This window comes from Mesorhizobium sp. SP-1A (assembly GCF_032460275.1).
Taxonomy (GTDB): Bacteria; Pseudomonadota; Alphaproteobacteria; order Rhizobiales; family Rhizobiaceae; genus Mesorhizobium.
In genome coordinates this window covers 43,343-62,719 of sequence record NZ_JAVXZD010000005.1, presented here as the reverse complement: position 1 = coordinate 62,719, position 19,377 = coordinate 43,343, and the positions used below count along the sequence as shown (strand labels likewise).

The following is a 19,377-nucleotide window of genomic DNA, read 5'->3' as shown; positions in this document are numbered from 1 at the left end:
GGAAATCCTGACATGGCCGAGACAATCGAGCAGGCGGTGGCCCGCCGCCGCACTTTCGCGATCATCGCCCACCCGGACGCCGGCAAGACCACGCTGACCGAAAAGCTGCTGCTGTTCGGCGGCGCCATCCAGCTCGCCGGCGAGGTGAAGGCGAAGAAGGACCGCATCCAGACCCGCTCGGACTGGATGAAGATCGAGCGCGAGCGCGGCATCTCGGTCGTCACCTCGGTGATGACCTTCGAATATGGCGACAACGTCTTCAACCTGCTCGACACGCCGGGCCACGAGGACTTCGCCGACGACACCTATCGCACCCTGTCGGCGGTCGACAGCGCGGTCATGGTCATCGACGCCGCCAAGGGCATCGAGCCGCGTACGCTGAAGCTGTTCGAGGTCTGCCGCTTGCGCGACATCCCGATCGTCACCTTCGTCAACAAGATGGACCGCGAGGCCCGCGACACCTTCGAGATCCTGGACGAGATCGAGCAGAAGCTGGCGCTCGACACGGCGCCGATCACCTGGCCGATCGGCCAGGGCAAGACCTTTGCCGGCACCTATCATCTGGCCCAGAACGCGGTGCGCCGCGGCGACGACGAGAAGGAACGCACGCCGGTGCATGGCCCGGATTCGAACCGCGCCGCCGGCCTGCTGCCCGAAAACGACCGTCCCGCCTTCATCGAGGAACTGGAGCTGGCGCGTGAGGCCTGCCGCCCCTTCGACCTCGAAGCCTTCCGCCAGGGCCATCTGACGCCGGTCTATTTCGGCTCGGCGCTGCGCAATTTCGGCGTACGCGACCTGATCGAGGCGCTGGGCGCCTATGGCCCGGCGCCGCGCGCGCAGGAGGCCGATACCCGCAAGGTCGAGGCGACGGAGGAGAAGATGACCTCCTTTGTCTTCAAGATCCAGGCCAATATGGACCCCAACCACCGCGACCGCATCGCCTTCGTGCGCGTCTGTTCAGGCACGCTCCAGCGAGGCATGAAGGCCAAGCTGGTGCGCACCGGCAAGCCGATGTCGCTGTCTGCGCCGCAGTTCTTCTTCGCCCGCTCGCGCATCACCGCCGACGAGGCCTATGCCGGCGACGTGGTCGGCATTCCCAATCACGGCACGCTGCGCATCGGCGACACGCTGACCGAGGGCGAGGACATACTGTTCCGCGGCGTGCCCAATTTCGCGCCCGAAATCCTGCGCCGCGTGCGTCTCGGCGACGCCATGAAGGCCAAGAAGCTGAAGGAAGCCTTGCAGCAGATGGCCGAGGAAGGGGTGGTGCAGCTCTTCCAGCCCGAGGACGGCTCGCCGGCCATCGTCGGCGTGGTCGGCGCGCTGCAGATCGACGTGCTGAAGGAACGCCTCAACATCGAATATTCCCTGCCCGTCGATTTCGAAGTATCACGGTTTTCGGTCTGCCGCTGGATCGATGCCGGCGACAAGGCCGACTTGCAGCGCTTCGTCGAGGCGCATCGCGGCGACATCGCTCGCGACCTCGACGACGATCCGGTGTTCCTCGCCCAGCACGAATTCTCGCTGAACTACGAGGCCGAGCGCTGGAAGGCGATCCGCTTCACGGCGGTGAAGGACTATCAGGTGCGCGACAAGGCGGCCTGACGTTCCAGCGCGGCGCGCACCTGCTCGCTTAGGCTGCGGATGTCTTCCTCGCCCAGCCGGCCGATGTTTTCGGCGAGCAGATTGGCCAGTTCCGTGGCGGCCGGGGACAGGCCCGAGGTGTCCAGTTTCACGCGCGGGTGAGAGCTTGCGGCGAGCCGCTGAAGCTCCTCGGCATCGTCCCAGATGATGTTGAAATGGCCGATGATCTTCTGGATCAGCGACCAGGTCGGCACGCCGCGCCGGCCATGTTCCAGCGCCGAAAGATAGGCGGCGCTGACGCCGATGGCCGCCGCCATGTCCTTCTGGCTCATGCCGCGCTCCAGCCGCAGCGCGCGGATGCGTTCGCCCAAAGGGGTCATGTCAGGGGAGCCATGGCTGTGCCCTCATGCCCTGGTCCTCCGCAGGCGCACATAGAGCGCCCCGGAGCCGCCATGCTTGCGCGCGGCATGGTCGTGGCTGGAAACCAGCGGCCGGAAGGCCGGTGTCGTCAGCCAGGCCGGCACTGCGCGGCGCAGCACGCCGTCGCCGCCGGAGGACGAGCCCTTGCCGGTGATGACCAGCACGTAGCGGACGCCGCCCGCATGCGCCCGGTGCAGGAAGGAATAGAGCAGCGAATAGGCCTCGTCCTGCGTCATGCCGTGCAGGTCGACGCGGCCCTCGATCGGCAGGCGGCCCTTGGACAGCTTGTCCAGCGTCGGCTCGTCCATGGGATGGATCGGATGCCGCGGCTTCGGCGTTTCGGCGGATGGCGCGACCGGTGTCCGCGCGGGCTGGGCAGGCGGCGCCTTCATCTCCGCCACGGGATCGGACATCTCGATGACGGCCTTGCCCTTCAGCGGCCGGGCCGTGCGGGCGACGAGATTCCAGAGGACGCGATCCTCCTCGCTGAGCCTGTTTTCGCCGCGCCGTGTCACCGGTCGGCCCTCCATGCGGGCAGGCGACGCGGCAGCAGCGCATAGAAATCGGCCGCATGGCGCACGACCCCGGCGATCTCGCCGGCCGCGTCGCCGGAGCCTGCGAACAGGTCGCCGCGCGCCGGGCCGGTGATGGCCGACCCCGTATCCTGCGCGATCATCAGTCGCCGGAAGCCCTGGGCATCGCCGAATGCCGCCAGTTCCGGCGCGTGGATGTAGAACGGCGTTCCGAATGTGTGCAGCAGCCGGTCCACCGCCACGGAGCGGCCTGGCGTCAGCGGCACCTTGGCGGCCGCGATGGGGCCGAGGTCGGGATCATCCACCGCCGCCTCGCGAAAGAAGATGTAGGAGCGGTTTTTCCAGAAGATCTCGTCGACCCGGTCGGGATGCGCGGCGAACCAGGCCCGGATCGACTGCATCGTCACCTTCTCGAACGGGATTTCGCCCAGATCGACCAGCGTCCTGCCGGGTCCGGTGAAGTTCTGGCCCGACTTGGCCGCGTAGGTGACGCGGATCATACGCCCGTCCGTCATCGCCAGCCGCGCCGCGCCCTGCACATGGATGAAGAAGGCGTCCACCTTGCTGGCCAGCCAGGCGATCTCCAGTCCCTGTCCGTCCAGCGCGCCGCGCTCGATCTCGCCGCGGTCGAAATATTCGACCGGCCCGGCAGGCGTTTTTCGCGCGAAGGCCAGGTAGGGGTCCATGCCGGCGGGCCGGTTGGCGTCGTCGATGTCGATCAGGTCGGCGGGGCGGGCCAGCAGCGGCACCTTGAATTCCGCTGTCCGGGTCGGCGAGGCTGCGGCGACGGGCTCATAGAAACCGGTGACCAGCCCTTCGGCGCCGTTCCCGGCCGCCACATGCGCCGGCACGAAAAACCGCTCGAAGAAGGCGCGCGCCTCGGCCCGGTCCACGGGTGGAACATCACGTGCCGCCGCATAGGCTTCAGCAAAGCTGGAAAAGTCCACACCGAGGCTGCCCGTGCGATAAGGCTTCACTGGCGCATGGAAGGCCGAGCGGCGGAACGCCGCGAAGGCGGCGAGATGGTCGTCTTCTTGCCATCCGGGCAGGTCGGCGAAGGCGACTTCCTTGAAGAAAGGCGAAAGCGGCACGAAAGCCCCCGTCAGGTTGCGGCCGCGTTGCTCAGTCTTCGGCTTCGGTGGCGACCAGCTTCCAGTTCGGGTCGCGCGAGCGGGTGTCGCGGGCGAAGGTCCACACGTCCTTGACCTCGGCGACGGTTTCGGGATCGCCGTCCACCACCTCCCCGGCCTTGTTGCGCGTGGCGGAGATCAGCTCGCTGACCACGCGCAGCGTGACATGCGCTTCCGAGCCCTTCATCTCGGCCGAGACGATGTCGGCCTTGTCGATGCCGACGAAAGAAGACTGGACCTTTTCCGACTTGGCTTCGCGGTCCGAGATCGCGGCGACGAAGCCGTCATAGACCTCGCGCGACAGCAGGTTCTTCAGCGTCTTGCGGTCGCCGTCGGCATAGGCCATCACGATCATCTCATAGGCCATCTTGGCGCCGTCGACGAAGCCCTTGGGATCGAAGCTCTGGTCGGCGTCCTTGATGGCGCGCAAGCCCTTGTTCAGGTCGGTGCCGGGCTTGGCGACCGCGTCGATGGCGGTATAATTGTCGGCCGGCGCCTCGCCCGGCTGGCGCTTGCGCGGCAGGGCGACGACGTTTTCCGGCGCCTGCACGGCGTCCTTCTGACGACCAGCCGTATAGGGATCGAACGGCGGACGCTCGTTTCCGGTGCGGCGGCCCAGCACGTTGCGCAGCTGGAAGAAGATCACCACCGCCGCGATCAGGAAGAAAATCGTGCCGAAGTCGAAAAATGCCATATCCTGCGCCAATCAATCCCTTGTCAGGCCGCGCCCCATCGGCCACGCCGTTGGCGCCCGATCATCAAAGCATATAGAACGCGTGGCGCAATCATTCAAATCAAAGGCGAGTCTGCCTATCTGACAGGAATGGCGGCTGGTAACGGGCGTTGAAACGACAAGGCTAGAACGGACGGCCAATTGCGATTTCCCTTTCTTCCTCTTTTCCTGATCGTTCTCCCTTTGGCCGAAATCGCGGGATTCGTGCTGGTCGGGCGCCAGATCGGTGCGCTCGCCACCGTCGGCCTGGTGCTGGCGTCCAGCATCTGCGGCGGCCTGCTGCTGCGCCACGAAGGTTTTGGCGTTTTACGACGGGCGCAGAGCGAACTCGACGCCGGTCGCGATCCCAGCCGCCAACTGGCGCATGGCGTCATGATCCTCCTGGCCGCGCTGCTGCTCATCATCCCGGGATTCATCACCGACATCGTGGCGCTCCTGCTGTTGCTGCCCCCGGTGCAGGATTTTGCCTGGCGCTTCGTGAAGAGCCGGGTCACGGTCATGACGGATTTCCGCGCCTCCGGCTTCCCGCGCAAGGAGCGCGGCCCGACCATCGATCTCGGCGAGGAGGATTTCTCGCGCCGCGACGGTCCGCGCCGGGCTGATCCGAATTCGCCGTGGCGGCGGCTGGACAAGGAGTGAGCGCCGCAAAACCTTGTCTTGACCATCCGGGCATGATAGCCAACGGCCGATTTCAATCCGGGGCCGCGCGTCCCGCAGCAGGGAACAAGGCTGATGGCCGACAACACCAACGAAGCGCCCGACGGCGCAACCAATGGCAATGGCGCGCAGCCGACACTCAACGTGCTTGCGCAATATGTGAAGGACCTGTCCTTCGAGAGCCCCGGCGCGCCCAATTCGCTGCGCGGCCGCGACAAGGCCCCCGGCATCGCCATAAACGTCAACGTCAACGCCAACCCGCTGTCGGAAAGCCAGTTCGACGTCAACCTGACCCTCAACGCCAAGGCTTCGTTCGACAAGGACGTGCTGTTCAACGTCGAGCTGGTCTATGGCGGCGTGTTCAACATCACGGGCTTCCCGCAGGAGCACATGCTGCCGCTGCTCTTCATCGAGTGCCCGCGCCTGCTGTTCCCCTTCGCCCGCCAGATTATCGCCGAAGCCACGCGCAACGGCGGCTTCCCGCCGCTGATGCTCGATCCGATCGACTTCGCGCAGATGTTCCAGCAGAAGCTCGCGCAGGACCAGGCCGCCACCAAGGCGAGCTGAGCGAAGCCGGCTTCGCCGCCTTTGCCTGAACCGGGCCGGGCCCGGCGGGGCTGATGGGGAATCGGACTGGAGCAGGCAGGACGCGTGTCTGCTCCCGGGTGCCTGGATCGCTTTGCCGTTTCACGAAAACGCCGAAACGATCCGCCGCTTGTTTTCATGCAATTCCGGGCGAAAAAGCGTCCCGCCACTGCTGGAATTGCTCTAGCTCTGCTTCTCGACCGTTTCCATGTCGTCGAATTCAGGCAGCCAATGCAGCGCGGAGCGGTGCCAGATCTGCTTGCGCGGCACCAGTTCCTGCCGCTGCCGTGCGGTCCCGGCCCGGATGCCATAAACCTTCGGCCCGTCGCCGACGGATGTCGCGTAGAGATGTGAGCCGCATTCCGCGCAGAATGCCTGCGCGCGCTTGGCGCCGCTGTCGCCGGTTTTGATGTAGACCTTGGGCGAACCCTTGGTGATCTCGTATTTGTCCTCCGGCGCGGGCACCGTCACCCGGAAGGCCGTGCCGGTGAGCTGCTGGCAATCGGTGCAATGGCAGATCGAGGTCAGTTCCGGGTCGACTTCCGCCCGGTAGGTGATGGCGCCACAATGGCAGCCGCCGTCTATGCGCATCGTCGTTCCTCCAGTCGTGTCAGCCTTCGAACCCCTATGCCGCAGGGTCGGCGACCATAGTCGTCCGTTCAAGGCGATTTTGCACCGGACTTGAGAAATCCGCCGGTCAAAATCTTGCGATTTCCCCTATCCGGCCTGCTCCGCGGCCGCGATCGCCTGCCTGCGCCTTTCCCAGGTACCGGCCGCCTGCGGCTTGATGAACAGGCCGGTGATCTGCGGGAGCTCTCTTTTGAGCCGCGCCTCGACCCGCTCCACGCAAGCCTCGATTTCCTGCGCGGTGCGTTCGTCCTCGAATTCGATGCTGAGTCCGGCGACGATCTCCTCGGGACCTATATGCACGCTGAGAATGCCGTTGGCGCGCTGCACCGCGGGATCTTCGGCGGCGATGGCCAGTACCCTTCGCTGCACCTCCGGCGCGGCCGGCTCGCCGAGCAGCAGCCCCTTGCTCTCGCGCGCCAGGAAGACGGCGGTCGCGCCGAGTATGGCCGAGATGCCGATGGAGGCGACGCCGTCCAGTTCCGGCATCTCCAGCAGATCGGCGGCCAGGATGCCTGCGAAGGCCACCAGAAGGCCGAGCATGGCGGCGCTGTCCTCGAACAGCACCGTGTAGACGCTCGGGTCCTTGCTCGTGCGCACCGCCTGGAACCAGCCTTGTCGGCCCTTGGTCCTGCGAAATTCGCGCAGCGCGACCGTCCACGAGGCGCCTTCGAACAACAGGGAAAGTCCCAGCACGATATAGTTCACCTTGGGGTCGGAGATCGGTTCCGGCGCGAGAATGTGCGTCACGCCCTCGTAGAACGACACGCCGGCGCCGAGCGCGAACACCAGCAGCGCGACGATGAAGCTCCAGAAGTAGAGTTCACGGCCATGGCCGAGCGGATGCATGCGGTCGGGCGGACGGGCGGCACGGTGCATGCCGTAGAGCAGCAGGCCGCCATTGCCGGTATCGACCAGCGAATGCACGCCCTCCGAAAGCATGGCGGAGCTTCCGGTGAAAGCGGCGGCGACGAATTTGGTCAGCGCGATGGCAAGATTGCCGGCCAACGCCGCATAGATGACCTTCTTTGATTCGCCGCGCGCCGCCATTGTCTCGTCCCTGAAGCTCTCCGCCCTCCAACATAGAGCGGAGCCTGCCGGCGCACAGTCCGGCCGTATTGCGCTCTTGCCGTCGGGCGATTCTGTTGCTTCACTTCCATCCGTCGTCATCGGAGAAAGACATAATGGCAAAAGGCCAGATGAAGGCGGCCAAGGAGCCGCGCAAGCCGAAGAAGGATGCCAAGAAACCGGCTGCGCCGGCCATCAAGGCGCAGCCGGTAAAGGCGATGAAGATCAAGGAGAAATAGTTCCCGAGCAGCCGCCGGCGGGCTGGAACGGATGCCCGCCCGCCGGTGCCTTTTGGCACTGCGGCCGGCTATTGACCGCTCGGTCCTGAATTCCTATCGATTGGCGTCGAGGACGACCTCGCAGCGAATGCAACCGGCCGGGACGACCCAGCCAACCCTGGAGCGCCCCATGGCTTGGGTCATATTGTTCTTTGCCGGCTTGTTCGAGGTCGGTTGGGCCATCGGCCTGAAATACACCGACGGCTTCACCAAGCCGGTCCCCACCGTCCTGACGGTCCTGTCGATCATCGTCAGCATGGCTCTGCTCGGCCTTGCGCTGAAGTCGCTGCCGGTAGGCACCGCCTATGCCGTATGGACGGGCATCGGCTCGGTCGGCACCGCTATACTCGGTATCGTGCTGCTGGGCGAGCCGGCAGCCGTTGCGCGCATCGTCTGCATCGGCCTGATCGTTTGCGGCATCATCGGGCTGAAACTCGCGGCCTGATTCACAACTCGTCCCGAGCGATGGTTGGCGCCGCCGCCGAGACGATTGCGCCCGGCTGCAAACGTTCCGGCATCCAGACACGCCAAAAAAGGCCATCCGTCGCCGGGTGGCCTTTCCGCTTTTCCTGAAACTGTCCGCCTAGCGGGCGGTGAAGCCCGGAGGAGTACGGCCCACGCGTGCCTTGCGGGCCGCATAGCGGGCGTCGCGCTTTGCCTTGCGGGCTGCGTCGTCGGCCAGAACACGCGCGATGCGCTCGTTCTCTTCCGCTTCGCGCGCCTGCGCTTCTGCGGCCGCCTTGGCCTCGGCCTCGCGGCGGGCCGCTTCCTCGGTCGCCTCACGCGCGGCCCGTTCGGCCGCCTCGCGCGCCAGCCTTTCCTGCTTCAGACGCTGCTTTTCCGCTTCGCGCTTGGCGCGCGCTTCCAGGATGGCCTTGCGCTCGGCCTGACGTGCCAGCACTGCCGGGTCGTCCGCCGCTGGCCTTGTCTTGAAGCGCTCCAGCAGCGCCCGCTTAGCTTCGTTCGCGGCATTACGCCGTTCGAAGATGTCCTTTTCCCTGTAGATAGCCAAATCTGTTTCCCTGAAGTCAATTTGCGACGTTTACATACGCGTCAGTGTCCAGAGTTCAAGCGCCAAAACGATATGTCAGCCATGAAAATCTGGCATGTGGCAGTTGAAAGACACGTGATCCGACCCCTCAAGGCCGGCTCCCCGCCCTGCGGGGCATGGCATCGGTTCTAGCCAGAACATTTGGAACTTCAACCGCCGTCGCGACGTTGTCACGCCAACCCGCGCCACGGCGGTGCGGCAGGCGAGGGGATTGCGATGAAGTCCGGATTGACTTCCCCGGAGGATGCAGATGCAGCCGTCCGCACGGGTGTGATCGCTGAATCGCGCCACATGCGCTGGCTGCTCACCGGCATCTTCCTGATCATGGCGGTGTATGCCTTGTATTTCGGCAAAGACTTCTTCATGCCGGTGATCCTGGCCTTCCTGCTGGCGCTGACGTTGACGCCCATCGTCCGCTTTCTGCGCAAGCGCGGCGTGCCCGACGCGTTGTCGGCCACGCTCCTGGTGCTGCTGTCGCTCTCGCTGGTCGGCAGCGCCGGCTATTTCCTCAGCGGACCCGTCATCGATCTGGTCAACAACGCGCCTTCCATCGGCCAGCAATTGACCGAGCGTCTTGCGCCGTTGCGTCGCCCCTATGAACGGCTGATGCATATCTCCCAGCAGCTCGGCGCCATGACCGAGCCGACCCAGGAACCGGGTGTTCAGAAGGTGGTGGTGGCGCAGCCGGGCATCGTGTCGCAGGCCGCCGGCAACCTGCTGTCCGCCGGCACCTCCATCACCATCGTGGCGGTGCTGTCGCTGTTCCTGCTGGCGTCCGGCACGCTCTTTTACGAGAAGATCATCCAGTCCTTTGGCACGATGAGCGAAAAGAAGCGGGCGCTGCGTGTCGTCTACGATGTGGAGCGCGAGATCTCGCGCTACCTGTTCACGGTCGCCGCCATAAATGCCGGGCTCGGCGCGGTGATCGCGCTCGGCCTGTGGGTGCTCGGCATGCCCAATCCGCTGGTCTGGGGCGTGCTCGCGGCGCTGCTCAACTTCCTGCCCTATATCGGCGCGCTGACGACGATCGTGCTGGTGGCGGTGATCGCGCTGATCAGTTTCGACACGATCTCCTATGCGCTGCTGGCGCCGGCCTTCGTGCTCCTGTGCGACATCGCCGAAGGCCAGTTCGTCACGCCGATGATCGTCGGGCGCCGGCTGGAGATCAACGCCGTGGCCATCTTCATCGCCATCGCCTTCTGGTCATGGCTGTGGGGCTTTGTTGGGGCGCTGATGGCGGTGCCGCTGCTGGTGGTCGTCAAGGTGTTCTGTGACCATTTCGACGGCTTGGCGCATGTCGGCAACTTTTTGTCCGCCCAGCAATCCGCGGACGAGGAGAACGGGGAAGAGGAGGAGGATGCGGGGCCGTCCGGCAAGGCCGCTGCCTGACGCTGGACCAATCCGTCCCGGTTTGTGTGCGCGGCGGGCGCTGCCTATATGCGGCGGACCGCTTCAAGCAACAGGTGAAACGCTCATATGGCCGCCCTTTCCGTTCTCGACCTGTCGCCGATCGTCGAAGGCGGCAGCGCCTCGCAATCATTGGCCAACTCGCTCGATCTCGCCCGCCATGCCGAGCGGCTCGGCTATAAGCGCTATTGGCTGGCCGAACACCACAACATGCCGGGCATCGCCAGTGCCGCCACTTCCGTGGTCATTGCCCATGTCGCGGCCGGCACGAAGACCATCCGGGTCGGCGCGGGCGGCATCATGCTGCCGAACCATGCGCCGCTGGTCATCGCCGAGCAGTTCGGCACGCTGGCGGCCTTGCATCCCGGCCGCATCGATCTCGGGCTCGGCCGCGCTCCGGGCACGGACATGCTGACGGCGCGTGCCCTGCGCCGCAACATGGATGCCAGCGTCGACACCTTCCCGCAGGACGTGGTCGAACTGATCTCCTATTTCGAGCCGCCTGTGGAAGGCCAGCGCGTCCATGCGATTCCGGGAGAAGGCGAAAACGTGCCGGTGTGGATTCTCGGTTCCAGCCTTTACGGCGCGCAACTCGCGGCCATGCTGGGTCTTCCCTACGCCTTCGCCTCGCATTTCGCGCCCGCCGAACTCGATCACGCGCTGGAAATGTACCGCACGCGCTTCCAGCCTTCGAAACATCTGGACAGGCCCCATATCCTGCTGGGCCTGAATGTCGTGGCCGCGCCCACCGACGCCGAGGCGAAATATCTCTTCACCTCGCTGCAGCAGGCCTTCGTCAACCTGCGCAGCGGCCGGCCCGGCCGGCTGCCTCCGCCGGTCGAGAACTACGACCGCGATCTCGACCCTGCCGCACGCGCCATGCTGGCGCAGGCGCTGTCCTGCGCGGTGGTCGGCTCGCCGGAAACGGTCCGGCGCGGCATCGAGGCGTTCCTGGCCCGCACCGGCGCCGACGAATTGATGGTGACCGCGCAGGTGTTCGACCATGCGGCGCGTGTGCGCTCCTTCGAGATTCTGGCCGAGGTCGGCAGACAGGTGTCGAAGGAAAAGGCTGCGTAACGGCTACTGCAGCTCTTTCACCAACGGCGCCTCCGGGAAGCAGGTGGCGGCGCGGCCGGCCTTGGCCTGCCACTCGCCGATCGAGCGGCGTGTCTTGAAGCCGGGCAGGCCGTCGGCCGAGCCGACATCGTAGCCCTTTTTCTCCAGCGTGCGCTGCATGGCGGCAATGTCGGAGCGCATCAGCCCGCCGACATTGCCCCAGCCCGCCGAAAAGGCGCGGTCGCCATGGGCGATGCGGTCGGCGCTGTGGCCGATGAACAGCGCATAGAGGTCGCTGGTGTTGTATTCCTTGAGCACGTAGAAATTCGGCGTGACGATGAAGGCGGGGCCTTGGCGGCCCGCCGGCATCAGCAGGAAGCCCTCCTGCCGTGCCTCGTCGGCCGGGAACGGCTTGCCGCCGATACGGGCAACGCCGAGCTTCGCCCATTCGAAAATCTTCCTGCCGCGGTCCGGCCCTTCCAGGGAGCAGGAAACGCTCGCCGGCACCGTCACCTCAAAACCCCAGTCACGCCCCTTCACCCAGCCGTAATGGTCGAGGAAGTTGGCGATGGAAGCCAGCGTGTCCGGCACCGAGTTCCAGATGTCGGCGCGGCCGTCGCCATCGCCGTCCACCGCATGCTTGAGGAAAGAGGTCGGCATGAATTGCGGCTGGCCGAGCGCACCTGCCCAGGAGGATTTCATCGCGCCGACCGGCGCAAGGCCGCGCTGCACGATCTCCAAAGCCGCCAGAAGTTCGGTGCGGAACATGTCCTTGCGCCGTGCCATGAACGCCTTGGTGCCCAGCACTTCGAAAGCGTCGTAAGGCATCTTGGCCCGGCCGTAGCCGGTCTCGCGGCCCCAGATCGACAGCAGGATGTCGCCGGGCACGCCGTAGCGCTTTTCGAGCGACGAAAGCGTCGCGGCGTATTGCGCGGCGCGGGCGCGGCCCCCTGAGGTCACGGCGAGCACGGTCTTCTCGGCGAAATAAGCGCCAGGCGAGCCGAACTCGGCCTGATGCTGCTTTTCCGGCGTCGTCGGCTTCTGGCCGGGCATGATCAGATCGGGCAGCTTAAGGTTCGGCCTTACGCCGTCGAAAGCGGCATCGAAGGTCTTTTGCGCGATGCCCTTGGCCTTGGCTTCCGGCCACAGGTCGCTCTTCAGCCAGGCGCGGAACTGGTCGTCGATCTGTGCGGCTTTGGCGGGAAGGCCAAGACACGCAGCCACGAAAGCAACGAGGAAAGCCACCACTATGTTCGAAAAGATGTTTCGCGGCGCTGCACCCCTCCCTGGCCTGCCGGCCATCTCCCCCTCAAGGGGGGGGATTGGATGTCGCGCAGGCTTTCGCCACTCGCCAACGCTGCGGGCATGACGGGAAGGCAGAAACCGCTGATCTCCCCCCTTGAGGGGGAGATGGCCGGCAGGCCAGAGGGGGGTGGCTTTCTCAGAGCTCGCGGCCATGGGTGCTTTGGAGATATCCTCAAAATGCCGTGCGCGACTTCAGCGCTGCCGCCAGCGTGCCTTCGTCGAGATAGTCGAGCTCGCCGCCCACCGGCACGCCGTGCGCCAGCCGCGTCACCTTCACCTCGAAGCCGGAAAGCTGGTCTGTCAGGTAGTGGGCGGTGGTCTGGCCCTCCACAGTAGCATTGACGGCAAGGATCACCTCCTTGACCTCGCCGGCGGCCACCCGATCGACCAGCGAACGGATGTTGAGCTGGTCCGGTCCGATGCCGTCGAGCGGCGACAGCGTACCGCCGAGCACGTGATAGCGCACGTTCATCGCCGCTGCCCGTTCCAGCGCCCACAGGTCCGAAACGTCTTCCACCACGATCAGCGTGGCGGGGTCGCGGCGCGGATCGGTGCAGATCATGCACGGGTCCGCGGTGTCGACATTGCCGCAGGTGGAGCAGACGCGCACCTTCTCCACCGCCTCGCCCATTGCGGCGGCCAGCGGCGCGAGAAGCTGCTCCTTCTTCTTGATGAGATGCAGCGCGGCCCGACGCGCCGAACGCGGCCCGAGCCCCGGCACCTTGGCCAGGAGCTGGATCAGGCGTTCGATCTCGGGACCGGCGATTCGCTTGGACATTCAAGCGGTATAGAGCGGAACGCGGGCGGAAAACAGGCCGTCGTCCGCTCGCGAAAAAGGCCGCCGCAACTCATGCGTTGGCTGGCGGCCTTCCGGAATCCCGTTTTTGAGCGGCCGTCAGAGCGGCCGGTTCTCGCTCATGATCAGCGCGCCGATAGCGTCGGTGTTCTCCGGCGTCGATTGGTAGCCCAGGCTCGACTGCTGCGTGTCGGATACGACCGAGGCCGTCATGACCTGCGCAGGCTCTGCCTTCTCCGGCAGGGTGCCGAAACGCGACGGATCGGGCTGCGGCTGGATCCGGGCGTTCTTGACCGTGGTGATGGTGAGCGGTTCGGCCGAGGCGACCGCAATCGCCTGCAGCTCCCTCGGGGTTCCGGTCAGCCGCGCCGGCGCCGTCGGATCGGCGGCCACGACCTTGAATTCCGAATCCGGCGGCAGCGGTTCCCAGTTGCGGCCGCGCTTCTCGTAGAAGGCATTGCCGCCGGCGACCGCCACGTAATGCATGTTGTTGTAGGGGAACTTCAGGCCGGCGGTGTGGAAGAACATGGCGTTCTTCAGGCGCGGATGACGCTTGCCGTCCAGCACGGATTGTGCCGCGGTGACGACGTCCGGAAGGGCTCCCGACTCCATGCGCCGCGTCATCACGCCCGGCGCAAACTGTCCGCGTTCGCCGACCACGTCGCAAATGGTGTTGCCATGCTTGCCGGAGCGCAGCCGGTTCATCACCACCGTGCCGACGGCGACCATTCCGTCAGGACTGGAGCGATTGGATTCGAAGAACATCGCCCGCTCCAGACATTCCCGGTCCTTCGCCGTATAGCGGTAGGGCTGCATCCGCGTTCCGCTGGGCGTGATGGTTTCGGTGAAGCTGGCGGTGGGAGCGTGAGTGGTCTGGCTGCAGGCGGCCAGCAAGACGGGAGAAACGACTGCGCCACACACAAATAGCGCCCTGCATCGCTTGGCGATCAACAAACCCTGCCTCATTTTGCTACCGCCACGTCCCCGATGCGGCCAGAATGAGATTCTTTTAGGCAAAAGGAAGGCTAAAAAGTTAACGCGGGGAGCACGATATCATACCGGATGAAACATTCGGTGAGGGCGAGGCGCCAAGGAAGGAAAGCGTAAGGAATCGTTAACGGTTGAGTACCGTCATCATCCGCAGTGCGCTTGCCTTCGGAAAGTAGACTTGTGTTTGTCTTTGGCAGGTTCGGATATACCTGTTGTTACTGCTCAGAAGGGCAGTTTCATGCCGGGCGGCAGAGGCATTCCCGCTGTCAGCGCTTTTGTTTTTTCCTGCATCGCCTGCTCGACCTTGGCCTTGGCGTCATTGTGCGCGGCAAGGATCAGATCCTCGAGGATTTCGACCTCGTCTTCCTTGAACAGCGAAGGGTCGATCTTCAGCGTCTTCATTTCGAACTTGCCGGTCAGCGTCACCGAAACCAGCCCGCCGCCGGCCTGGCCCGAGGCCTCCATCGCGGCGATCTCCTCCTGCATGGCCTGGAACTTGGCCTGCATTTCCTTCGCCTTGCCCATCAGGCCGAGAAGATCCTTCATCCTCGAATTCCTTGTTCTTGATCAGTTGTCGTCGTCATCCGCCGGCGGTTCGGCGGCCATGTCCGTGTCTTCGCCATCGGCCCCGTCGGGTATGCGCACGTCGATGATCTTGGCGCCGGGAAAGCGGGCGAGGATCGCCGCGACGGTCGGGTCGGCCCTGGCGTCGAGGATGGCGTTCTCGCGCTTGGCCGATTCGAGCTCGGAAAGCGTCGCGCCGCCTTCCTCCTTGGACAGCGACACCATCCAGTGCCGCCCCGTCCAGGCCTTGAGCTTCACCGACAGGTCGTTCAGCAGGGTCTTCGGCGCATCGGCCGTCAGCGCCACGTCGATCCGGCCCGGTTCGAAGCGCACCGGGCGCACGCAGCGTTTCACGAGTACCTTGAAGGCGAGGTCGCGATTCTGGTCGGCCAGCGCGACGATATCGGCCAGCGACTTCACCTGGACCGCGGGCGCTTCCGGTTCCGGGGCGGGCGGTGCGATGAAGGCGGCCTGTTCCGGCACGGGCTCCACCAGCCGCATGGCCGGGGCGCCGCCGCTATTGCCGGACGGAATGCGCGCCGGCGCCACCGCGCTTGCACCTTGTCCGCCGCCCCCGGACGGCGCGGCGGCGCCGTTGCCGCGCGGCGCCGCTGGTATGGCTGCGCCGTCGTCCAGGCGTTTCAGCGCTTCGTCCAGCGTCGGCAGGTCGGCGGCGTGGGCGAGCCGGATCAGCACCATCTCGGCGGCGCTGACGGGCCGGTTGGAAGACTGCACTTCGGGTATGCCCTTGAGCAGCATCTGCCAGCTGCGCGCCAGCACCTTCACCGAAAGCTTCTCGGCGAAGGCGGCGCCGCGCTCGCGCTCGTCCTGCGACAGCGTGGCGTCGTCGGCCGCGCCCGGCACGAAGCGCAAGCGCGTGACGAGGTGGTTGAATTCGGCAAGATCGGTCAGCACGGCGGCCGGATCGGCTCCCGTGTCGTATTGCGCGCGCAGTTCGGCCAGCGCCGCCGCCACGTCGCCCTTCATGACGTGCTCGAACAGGTCGACGATGCGGGCGCGGTCGGCAAGGCCCAGCATGGCGCGCACGGTTTCCGCATCGACCCGGCCGCCGCCATGGGCGATCGCCTGGTCGAGGATGGAGAGCGAATCGCGCGCCGAGCCTTCCGCTGCCCGGGCAATCATCGCCAGCGCCTCGTCGTCCACCGCGATGCCTTCCTTGGCCGAGATGGAGGCCAGGTGCCTGACCAGCGCGCCGGCATCGATGCGGCGCAGGTCGAAGCGCTGGCAGCGCGACAGCACCGTGATCGGCACCTTGCGGATTTCGGTGGTGGCGAAGATGAATTTGACGTGCGGCGGCGGCTCTTCCAGCGTCTTCAGCAGGCCGTTGAAGGCCTGCGTGGAGAGCATGTGCACCTCGTCGATGATGTAGACCTTGTAGCGGGCCGAAACCGGCGCATAGCGCACGCGGTCGATGATGTCGCGTATGTCGTCGATGCCGGTATGGGAGGCGGCGTCCATCTCGATCACGTCGACATGGCGCCCTTCCATGATCGCCTGGCAATGCTCACCGGGCTGGGAAAGGTCGACGGAAGGCTGGTTGGTCGTGTCGGTCTTGTAGTTCAGCGCGCGGGCCAGAATGCGGGCCGTCGTGGTCTTGCCCACGCCGCGCACGCCGGTCAGCATCCACGCCTGTGCGATGCGGCCGGTGGCGAACGCATTGGTCAGCGTGCGCACCATCGGCTCCTGGCCGATCAGTTCGGAAAAATTGGAGGGCCGGTATTTGCGTGCCAGAACCCGATAGGCGCCTGAAACGCCTGCGGATTCGGAATTGTCCGTCCCAAGATTTCCGGCTTCGCTCATCGGCCTCGACAAATCCTGACGACCGGCCCCTGCGTGCGGCCGCTGGTGGCGGGCCGCGTGCGCGGCCTGTTTCTCCCTCGCGGACTTTCGCGCGCGCGGCACCTCGCCGTCAATGCGTCAGGGCCGCGAAAGAGGGAAGGCGGGAGGCTGGAACAATGACCCGTTCCTTGCTCGTTAGGGCTGCTTCCTTCCGGACCTGACCCGGTTGGCGAGTGGATCGTCCACCACCAACCTCCCAAGGTCCATATCGGCAATCCGGGGAGGAAATGCAAGAGCGCAGGCCTGCTTGATGCCCAATAGGGCCATCGACGCCCTTGCGGCGGCGCCATCATCGTTCTAGCTTTCCGGAAAATTGAGGGAACACGCCGATGCTGCCGGGCCTGAAGGCAGGTTTCACGCTGGACGCCCGGTTGGAGGCGGACAGCGAGCATTTGATGTGGCTCGGCCTGTGCGAGTTGCGGTTGATGAACGACCGGCGTTGGCCATGGCTCGTTCTGGTGCCGCAGCGTCCCGGCATCGAGGAACTGCACGACCTCACGCCGCTCGATCAGGCCATGCTGACCTTTGAAGCCAATATGGTCGCCCAGGCGCTGAAGCGAACCACGGGTTGCGCCAAGATCAACACAGGCGCCCTGGGAAATATCGTGCGGCAATTGCATGTACATGTCGTCGCCCGCTCCGAAGGCGATCCCGGCTGGCCGGGTCCCGTCTGGGGCCACGGGCTGCGGGAGCCCTATCGGCGGGGCGAGGCGCGCAAATTTGCTGAAACGCTGCGCACGGCGCTATAACGACCCGCCGTCACCACCGCAGATTCCGCACCATGTCCTTTCCGCTTTTCGACGCGCCGTTGCGCGAGCCCAGCCAGTTCGTCGGCTTCGCCGGCAATGCGATCGACAGCCGCTCGGAGAAGCGGCCCGACGATTGCGTGCAGCTGGCTCTTGCCGACGCAAGGGCGCGGCTGCTGCTGGTACGTGACGGCCGGCTCTATCTCAAGCTGCGCGATGGTGTCTTCGATCCATGGCATGGTCTTGCGGAGGCGGAGGCGCTGGGCGCCGAACCGGCCAGGGCCGTTCTTCTCGGCTTCGACCGGGCGGGGCCGGTGCTGGCCGCGACGGCGGGGCTCGAGCCGGAGGCGCTGCCGGACGGATCGAAGGCGATCGACCATCGCTCGATCTATACGCAGGGCCTGCTCGATGCCGCCGCGCTCGGCGCACTGGCCCAGGCTGCCGCGCTGCTTTCCTGGAACGCCAGCCATCGCTTCTGCAGCCGCTGCGGGGCCGAGAGCGAGATGCGTGCCGGCGGTTTCCGGCGCCATTGCCCCGCCTGCGGCGCCGACCATTTTCCGCGTACCGACCCGGTGGCGATCATGTTGACCGTGACGCGCGACAAATGCCTGCTCGGCCGCAGCCCGCATTTCGCGCCGGGCATGTATTCGGCGCTGGCCGGCTTCATCGAACCGGGCGAGACCATCGAGAACGCCGTGCGTCGCGAAACCTTCGAAGAGGCGGGCATCCGGCTCGGCCGCGTGGTCTATCATGCCAGCCAGCCCTGGCCGTTCCCCTATTCGCTGATGATCGGCTGTTTCGGCGAACCGCTCGGCGAGGAAATCCAGCCCGACCTGTCCGAACTGGAGGACTGCCGCTGGTTTCGGCGCGACGAGGTGCGGCTGATGCTGGCGCGCACGCATCCGGACGGCCTCGTCACGCCGCCCGCCGGCGCCATTGCCCACCACCTGATCCGGGCCTGGGTGGAGAGCGGCGATCAGGGCTGACGCTGGGATTGTCTCCGGACTCAGCCTCTCGGCTCGTTTTCCCTGCGGCCGGCCCACCAGGCTTGAATCTCGCCGACGATGCCTTTGCGGAACACCAGCACGCAGACCATGAAGATGACGCCGGTGGCGATCGTCACCGGGAAGCCCGAGGTCGCCAGCGTGTTCTGCAGACCCACCACCAGACCCGCGCCGACGATCGGGCCGACCATGGTGCCGATGCCGCCCAGCAGCGTCATCAGGATCACTTCGCCCGACATCTGCCATGTCACGTCCGTCAGGGTGGCAAACTGGAAGACAACGGCCTTGAGCGCCCCGGCGAGCCCGGCGAGCGCCGCCGACATGACGAAGGCGGCGAGCTTGTAGCCGGCCACCGAATAGCCGAGCGAGATGGCGCGGTTCTCGTTCTCGCGGATCGAGCGCAGGATCATGCCGAAGGGCGAGTTGACGATGCGCCAGATGGCGAAAACGCCTGCCAGGAACACGACCAGCACGAAATAATAGATGTTGAGCGGCCGGCTGAGGTCGAGAAAGCCCAACAGGATGCCGCGCGGCACGCCCTGTATGCCGTCCTCGCCCTGGGTGAACGGCGCCTGCACGCAGAAGAAGAAGAACATCTGCGCCAGCGCCAGCGTGATCATGGCGAAATAGATGCCCTGCCGGCGGATGGCGAAGAAACCCATGACCAGGCCGAGCGCGGCCGCGCCCACGACGCCTAGCAGGATACCGGCTTCCGGCGGCCAGCCCCACACCTTGACCGCGTGGGCGCAGAAATAGGCGGCGCCACCGAAGAAGGTGGCGTGGCCGAAGGAAAGCAGGCCGGTATAGCCGAGCAGCAGGTTGAAGGCGCAGGCGAACAGGGCGAAGCACAGCATCTTCATCAAAAGGATCGGATAGACGAAGAACGGCGCGACCAGCAGCGCCAGCACGCCGATCGCGATCAGCGCGATCTCCAGCCGCGAGGCGTTTCCGGTCCGTGTCTGTCGCAGCGCGGTCTCGGCCAT

Annotated in this window: 22 protein-coding genes and 1 other RNA gene; 9 read left to right on the top strand and 14 right to left on the bottom strand. The window is 65.7% G+C overall.

The window, feature by feature from the left end; all coding sequences use genetic code 11:
• Nucleotides 1-12 precede the first annotated feature (12 nt).
• Nucleotides 13-1,605, top strand: coding sequence for a peptide chain release factor 3 (locus QU595_RS21785; protein ID WP_315925856.1), 1,593 nt, complete (start codon nucleotides 13-15; stop codon nucleotides 1,603-1,605).
• Here QU595_RS21785 and QU595_RS21780 read toward each other — a convergent pair.
• The 4 genes from QU595_RS21780 to QU595_RS21765 are packed head-to-tail and all read right to left on the bottom strand — an operon-like array spanning nucleotide 1,581 to nucleotide 4,361.
• Entirely contained in the window at nucleotides 1,581-1,964 is a 384-nt protein-coding gene (locus QU595_RS21780; RefSeq protein WP_315925854.1) for a helix-turn-helix transcriptional regulator, read from the bottom strand. The genes QU595_RS21785 and QU595_RS21780 overlap by 25 nt on opposite strands.
• A gap of 24 nt (nucleotides 1,965-1,988) precedes the next feature.
• On the bottom strand, nucleotides 1,989-2,534 hold the full coding sequence (locus QU595_RS21775) for a Smr/MutS family protein (protein WP_315925851.1): 546 nt from the start codon (nucleotides 2,532-2,534) through the stop codon (nucleotides 1,989-1,991).
• Nucleotides 2,516-3,628 carry a murein transglycosylase A gene (locus tag QU595_RS21770; protein WP_315925849.1) on the bottom strand — a complete coding sequence of 371 codons (1,113 nt, stop codon included), beginning with the start codon at nucleotides 3,626-3,628 and terminating at the stop codon, nucleotides 2,516-2,518. Before QU595_RS21770 ends, QU595_RS21775 begins: the two co-directional genes overlap by 19 nt.
• Before the next feature lie 31 nt (nucleotides 3,629-3,659).
• Nucleotides 3,660-4,361: a Tim44/TimA family putative adaptor protein gene (locus QU595_RS21765; protein ID WP_315925847.1), complete on the bottom strand. Its 702-nt coding sequence runs from the start codon at nucleotides 4,359-4,361 to the stop codon at nucleotides 3,660-3,662.
• 180 nt (nucleotides 4,362-4,541) lie between these two features.
• Between QU595_RS21765 and QU595_RS21760 the strand changes: the two genes are divergently transcribed.
• On the top strand, nucleotides 4,542-5,039 hold the full coding sequence (locus QU595_RS21760; protein ID WP_315925845.1) for an FxsA family protein: 498 nt from the start codon (nucleotides 4,542-4,544) through the stop codon (nucleotides 5,037-5,039).
• Between the two features lie 93 nt (nucleotides 5,040-5,132).
• Nucleotides 5,133-5,624: a protein-export chaperone SecB gene (secB, locus tag QU595_RS21755; RefSeq protein WP_315925843.1), complete on the top strand. Its 492-nt coding sequence runs from the start codon at nucleotides 5,133-5,135 to the stop codon at nucleotides 5,622-5,624.
• A gap of 201 nt (nucleotides 5,625-5,825) precedes the next feature.
• On the opposite strand, the gene QU595_RS21750 is transcribed toward secB, so the two are convergent.
• Both QU595_RS21750 and QU595_RS21745 read right to left on the bottom strand, forming a co-directional pair.
• A complete protein-coding gene (locus QU595_RS21750) occupies nucleotides 5,826-6,233 on the bottom strand; it encodes a GFA family protein (RefSeq protein ID WP_315925841.1) in 408 nt (135 codons plus the stop codon).
• Nucleotides 6,234-6,359: 126 nt separating this feature from the next.
• Nucleotides 6,360-7,319: a cation diffusion facilitator family transporter gene (locus tag QU595_RS21745; protein ID WP_315925839.1), complete on the bottom strand. Its 960-nt coding sequence runs from the start codon at nucleotides 7,317-7,319 to the stop codon at nucleotides 6,360-6,362.
• 134 nt (nucleotides 7,320-7,453) lie between these two features.
• Between QU595_RS21745 and QU595_RS21740 the strand changes: the two genes are divergently transcribed.
• On the top strand, nucleotides 7,454-7,576 hold the full coding sequence (locus QU595_RS21740; protein WP_315925837.1) for a hypothetical protein: 123 nt from the start codon (nucleotides 7,454-7,456) through the stop codon (nucleotides 7,574-7,576).
• A gap of 169 nt (nucleotides 7,577-7,745) precedes the next feature.
• Nucleotides 7,746-8,060 (top strand): quaternary ammonium compound efflux SMR transporter SugE, encoded by a 315-nt coding sequence (gene sugE, locus QU595_RS21735; protein ID WP_315925835.1) that lies wholly within the window; start codon nucleotides 7,746-7,748, stop codon nucleotides 8,058-8,060.
• A gap of 138 nt (nucleotides 8,061-8,198) precedes the next feature.
• Here sugE and QU595_RS21730 read toward each other — a convergent pair whose 3' ends face one another.
• Nucleotides 8,199-8,627, bottom strand: coding sequence for a DUF6481 family protein (locus QU595_RS21730; RefSeq protein ID WP_315925833.1), 429 nt, complete (start codon nucleotides 8,625-8,627; stop codon nucleotides 8,199-8,201).
• 255 nt (nucleotides 8,628-8,882) lie between these two features.
• On the opposite strand from QU595_RS21730, the gene QU595_RS21725 reads away from it, so the two are divergent.
• Together QU595_RS21725 and QU595_RS21720 are read left to right on the top strand one after the other, a co-directional pair.
• Nucleotides 8,883-10,055 (top strand): AI-2E family transporter, encoded by a 1,173-nt coding sequence (locus tag QU595_RS21725; protein WP_315925831.1) that lies wholly within the window; start codon nucleotides 8,883-8,885, stop codon nucleotides 10,053-10,055.
• 87 nt (nucleotides 10,056-10,142) lie between these two features.
• The gene (locus QU595_RS21720; protein WP_315925829.1) at nucleotides 10,143-11,150 is read left to right on the top strand and encodes an LLM class flavin-dependent oxidoreductase; all 1,008 of its coding nucleotides are present in this window, start codon (nucleotides 10,143-10,145) and stop codon (nucleotides 11,148-11,150) included.
• Between the two features lie 3 nt (nucleotides 11,151-11,153).
• Here QU595_RS21720 and QU595_RS21715 read toward each other — a convergent pair whose 3' ends face one another.
• The 6 genes from QU595_RS21715 to ffs all read right to left on the bottom strand — a co-directional run bounded on the left by QU595_RS21715 (nucleotide 11,154) and on the right by ffs (nucleotide 16,841).
• Nucleotides 11,154-12,431 carry a lytic murein transglycosylase gene (locus QU595_RS21715; RefSeq protein WP_410000552.1) on the bottom strand — a complete coding sequence of 426 codons (1,278 nt, stop codon included), beginning with the start codon at nucleotides 12,429-12,431 and terminating at the stop codon, nucleotides 11,154-11,156.
• A gap of 175 nt (nucleotides 12,432-12,606) precedes the next feature.
• Nucleotides 12,607-13,212 (bottom strand): recombination mediator RecR, encoded by a 606-nt coding sequence (gene recR, locus QU595_RS21710; RefSeq protein WP_315925825.1) that lies wholly within the window; start codon nucleotides 13,210-13,212, stop codon nucleotides 12,607-12,609.
• Nucleotides 13,213-13,329: 117 nt separating this feature from the next.
• Entirely contained in the window at nucleotides 13,330-14,196 is an 867-nt protein-coding gene (locus QU595_RS21705) for a cell wall hydrolase (protein WP_410000551.1), read from the bottom strand.
• A 246-nt stretch (nucleotides 14,197-14,442) separates the two neighbouring features.
• The gene (locus QU595_RS21700; RefSeq protein ID WP_315925821.1) at nucleotides 14,443-14,766 is read right to left on the bottom strand and encodes a YbaB/EbfC family nucleoid-associated protein; all 324 of its coding nucleotides are present in this window, start codon (nucleotides 14,764-14,766) and stop codon (nucleotides 14,443-14,445) included.
• 21 nt (nucleotides 14,767-14,787) lie between these two features.
• Complete coding sequence (locus QU595_RS21695) at nucleotides 14,788-16,605, bottom strand: DNA polymerase III subunit gamma/tau (RefSeq protein WP_315925819.1); 1,818 nt, start codon at nucleotides 16,603-16,605, stop codon at nucleotides 14,788-14,790.
• A 139-nt stretch (nucleotides 16,606-16,744) separates the two neighbouring features.
• An RNA gene (gene ffs, locus QU595_RS21690) (signal recognition particle sRNA small type) lies at nucleotides 16,745-16,841 on the bottom strand.
• A gap of 132 nt (nucleotides 16,842-16,973) precedes the next feature.
• Between ffs and QU595_RS21685 the strand changes: the two genes are divergently transcribed.
• Nucleotides 16,974-17,393 carry an HIT family protein gene (locus QU595_RS21685; RefSeq protein WP_315925817.1) on the top strand — a complete coding sequence of 140 codons (420 nt, stop codon included), beginning with the start codon at nucleotides 16,974-16,976 and terminating at the stop codon, nucleotides 17,391-17,393.
• 32 nt (nucleotides 17,394-17,425) lie between these two features.
• A complete protein-coding gene (gene nudC / locus QU595_RS21680) occupies nucleotides 17,426-18,376 on the top strand; it encodes an NAD(+) diphosphatase (RefSeq protein ID WP_315925815.1) in 951 nt (316 codons plus the stop codon).
• Between the two features lie 20 nt (nucleotides 18,377-18,396).
• On the opposite strand, the gene QU595_RS21675 is transcribed toward nudC, so the two are convergent.
• Complete coding sequence (locus tag QU595_RS21675; RefSeq protein WP_315925813.1) at nucleotides 18,397-19,377, bottom strand: branched-chain amino acid ABC transporter permease; 981 nt, start codon at nucleotides 19,375-19,377, stop codon at nucleotides 18,397-18,399.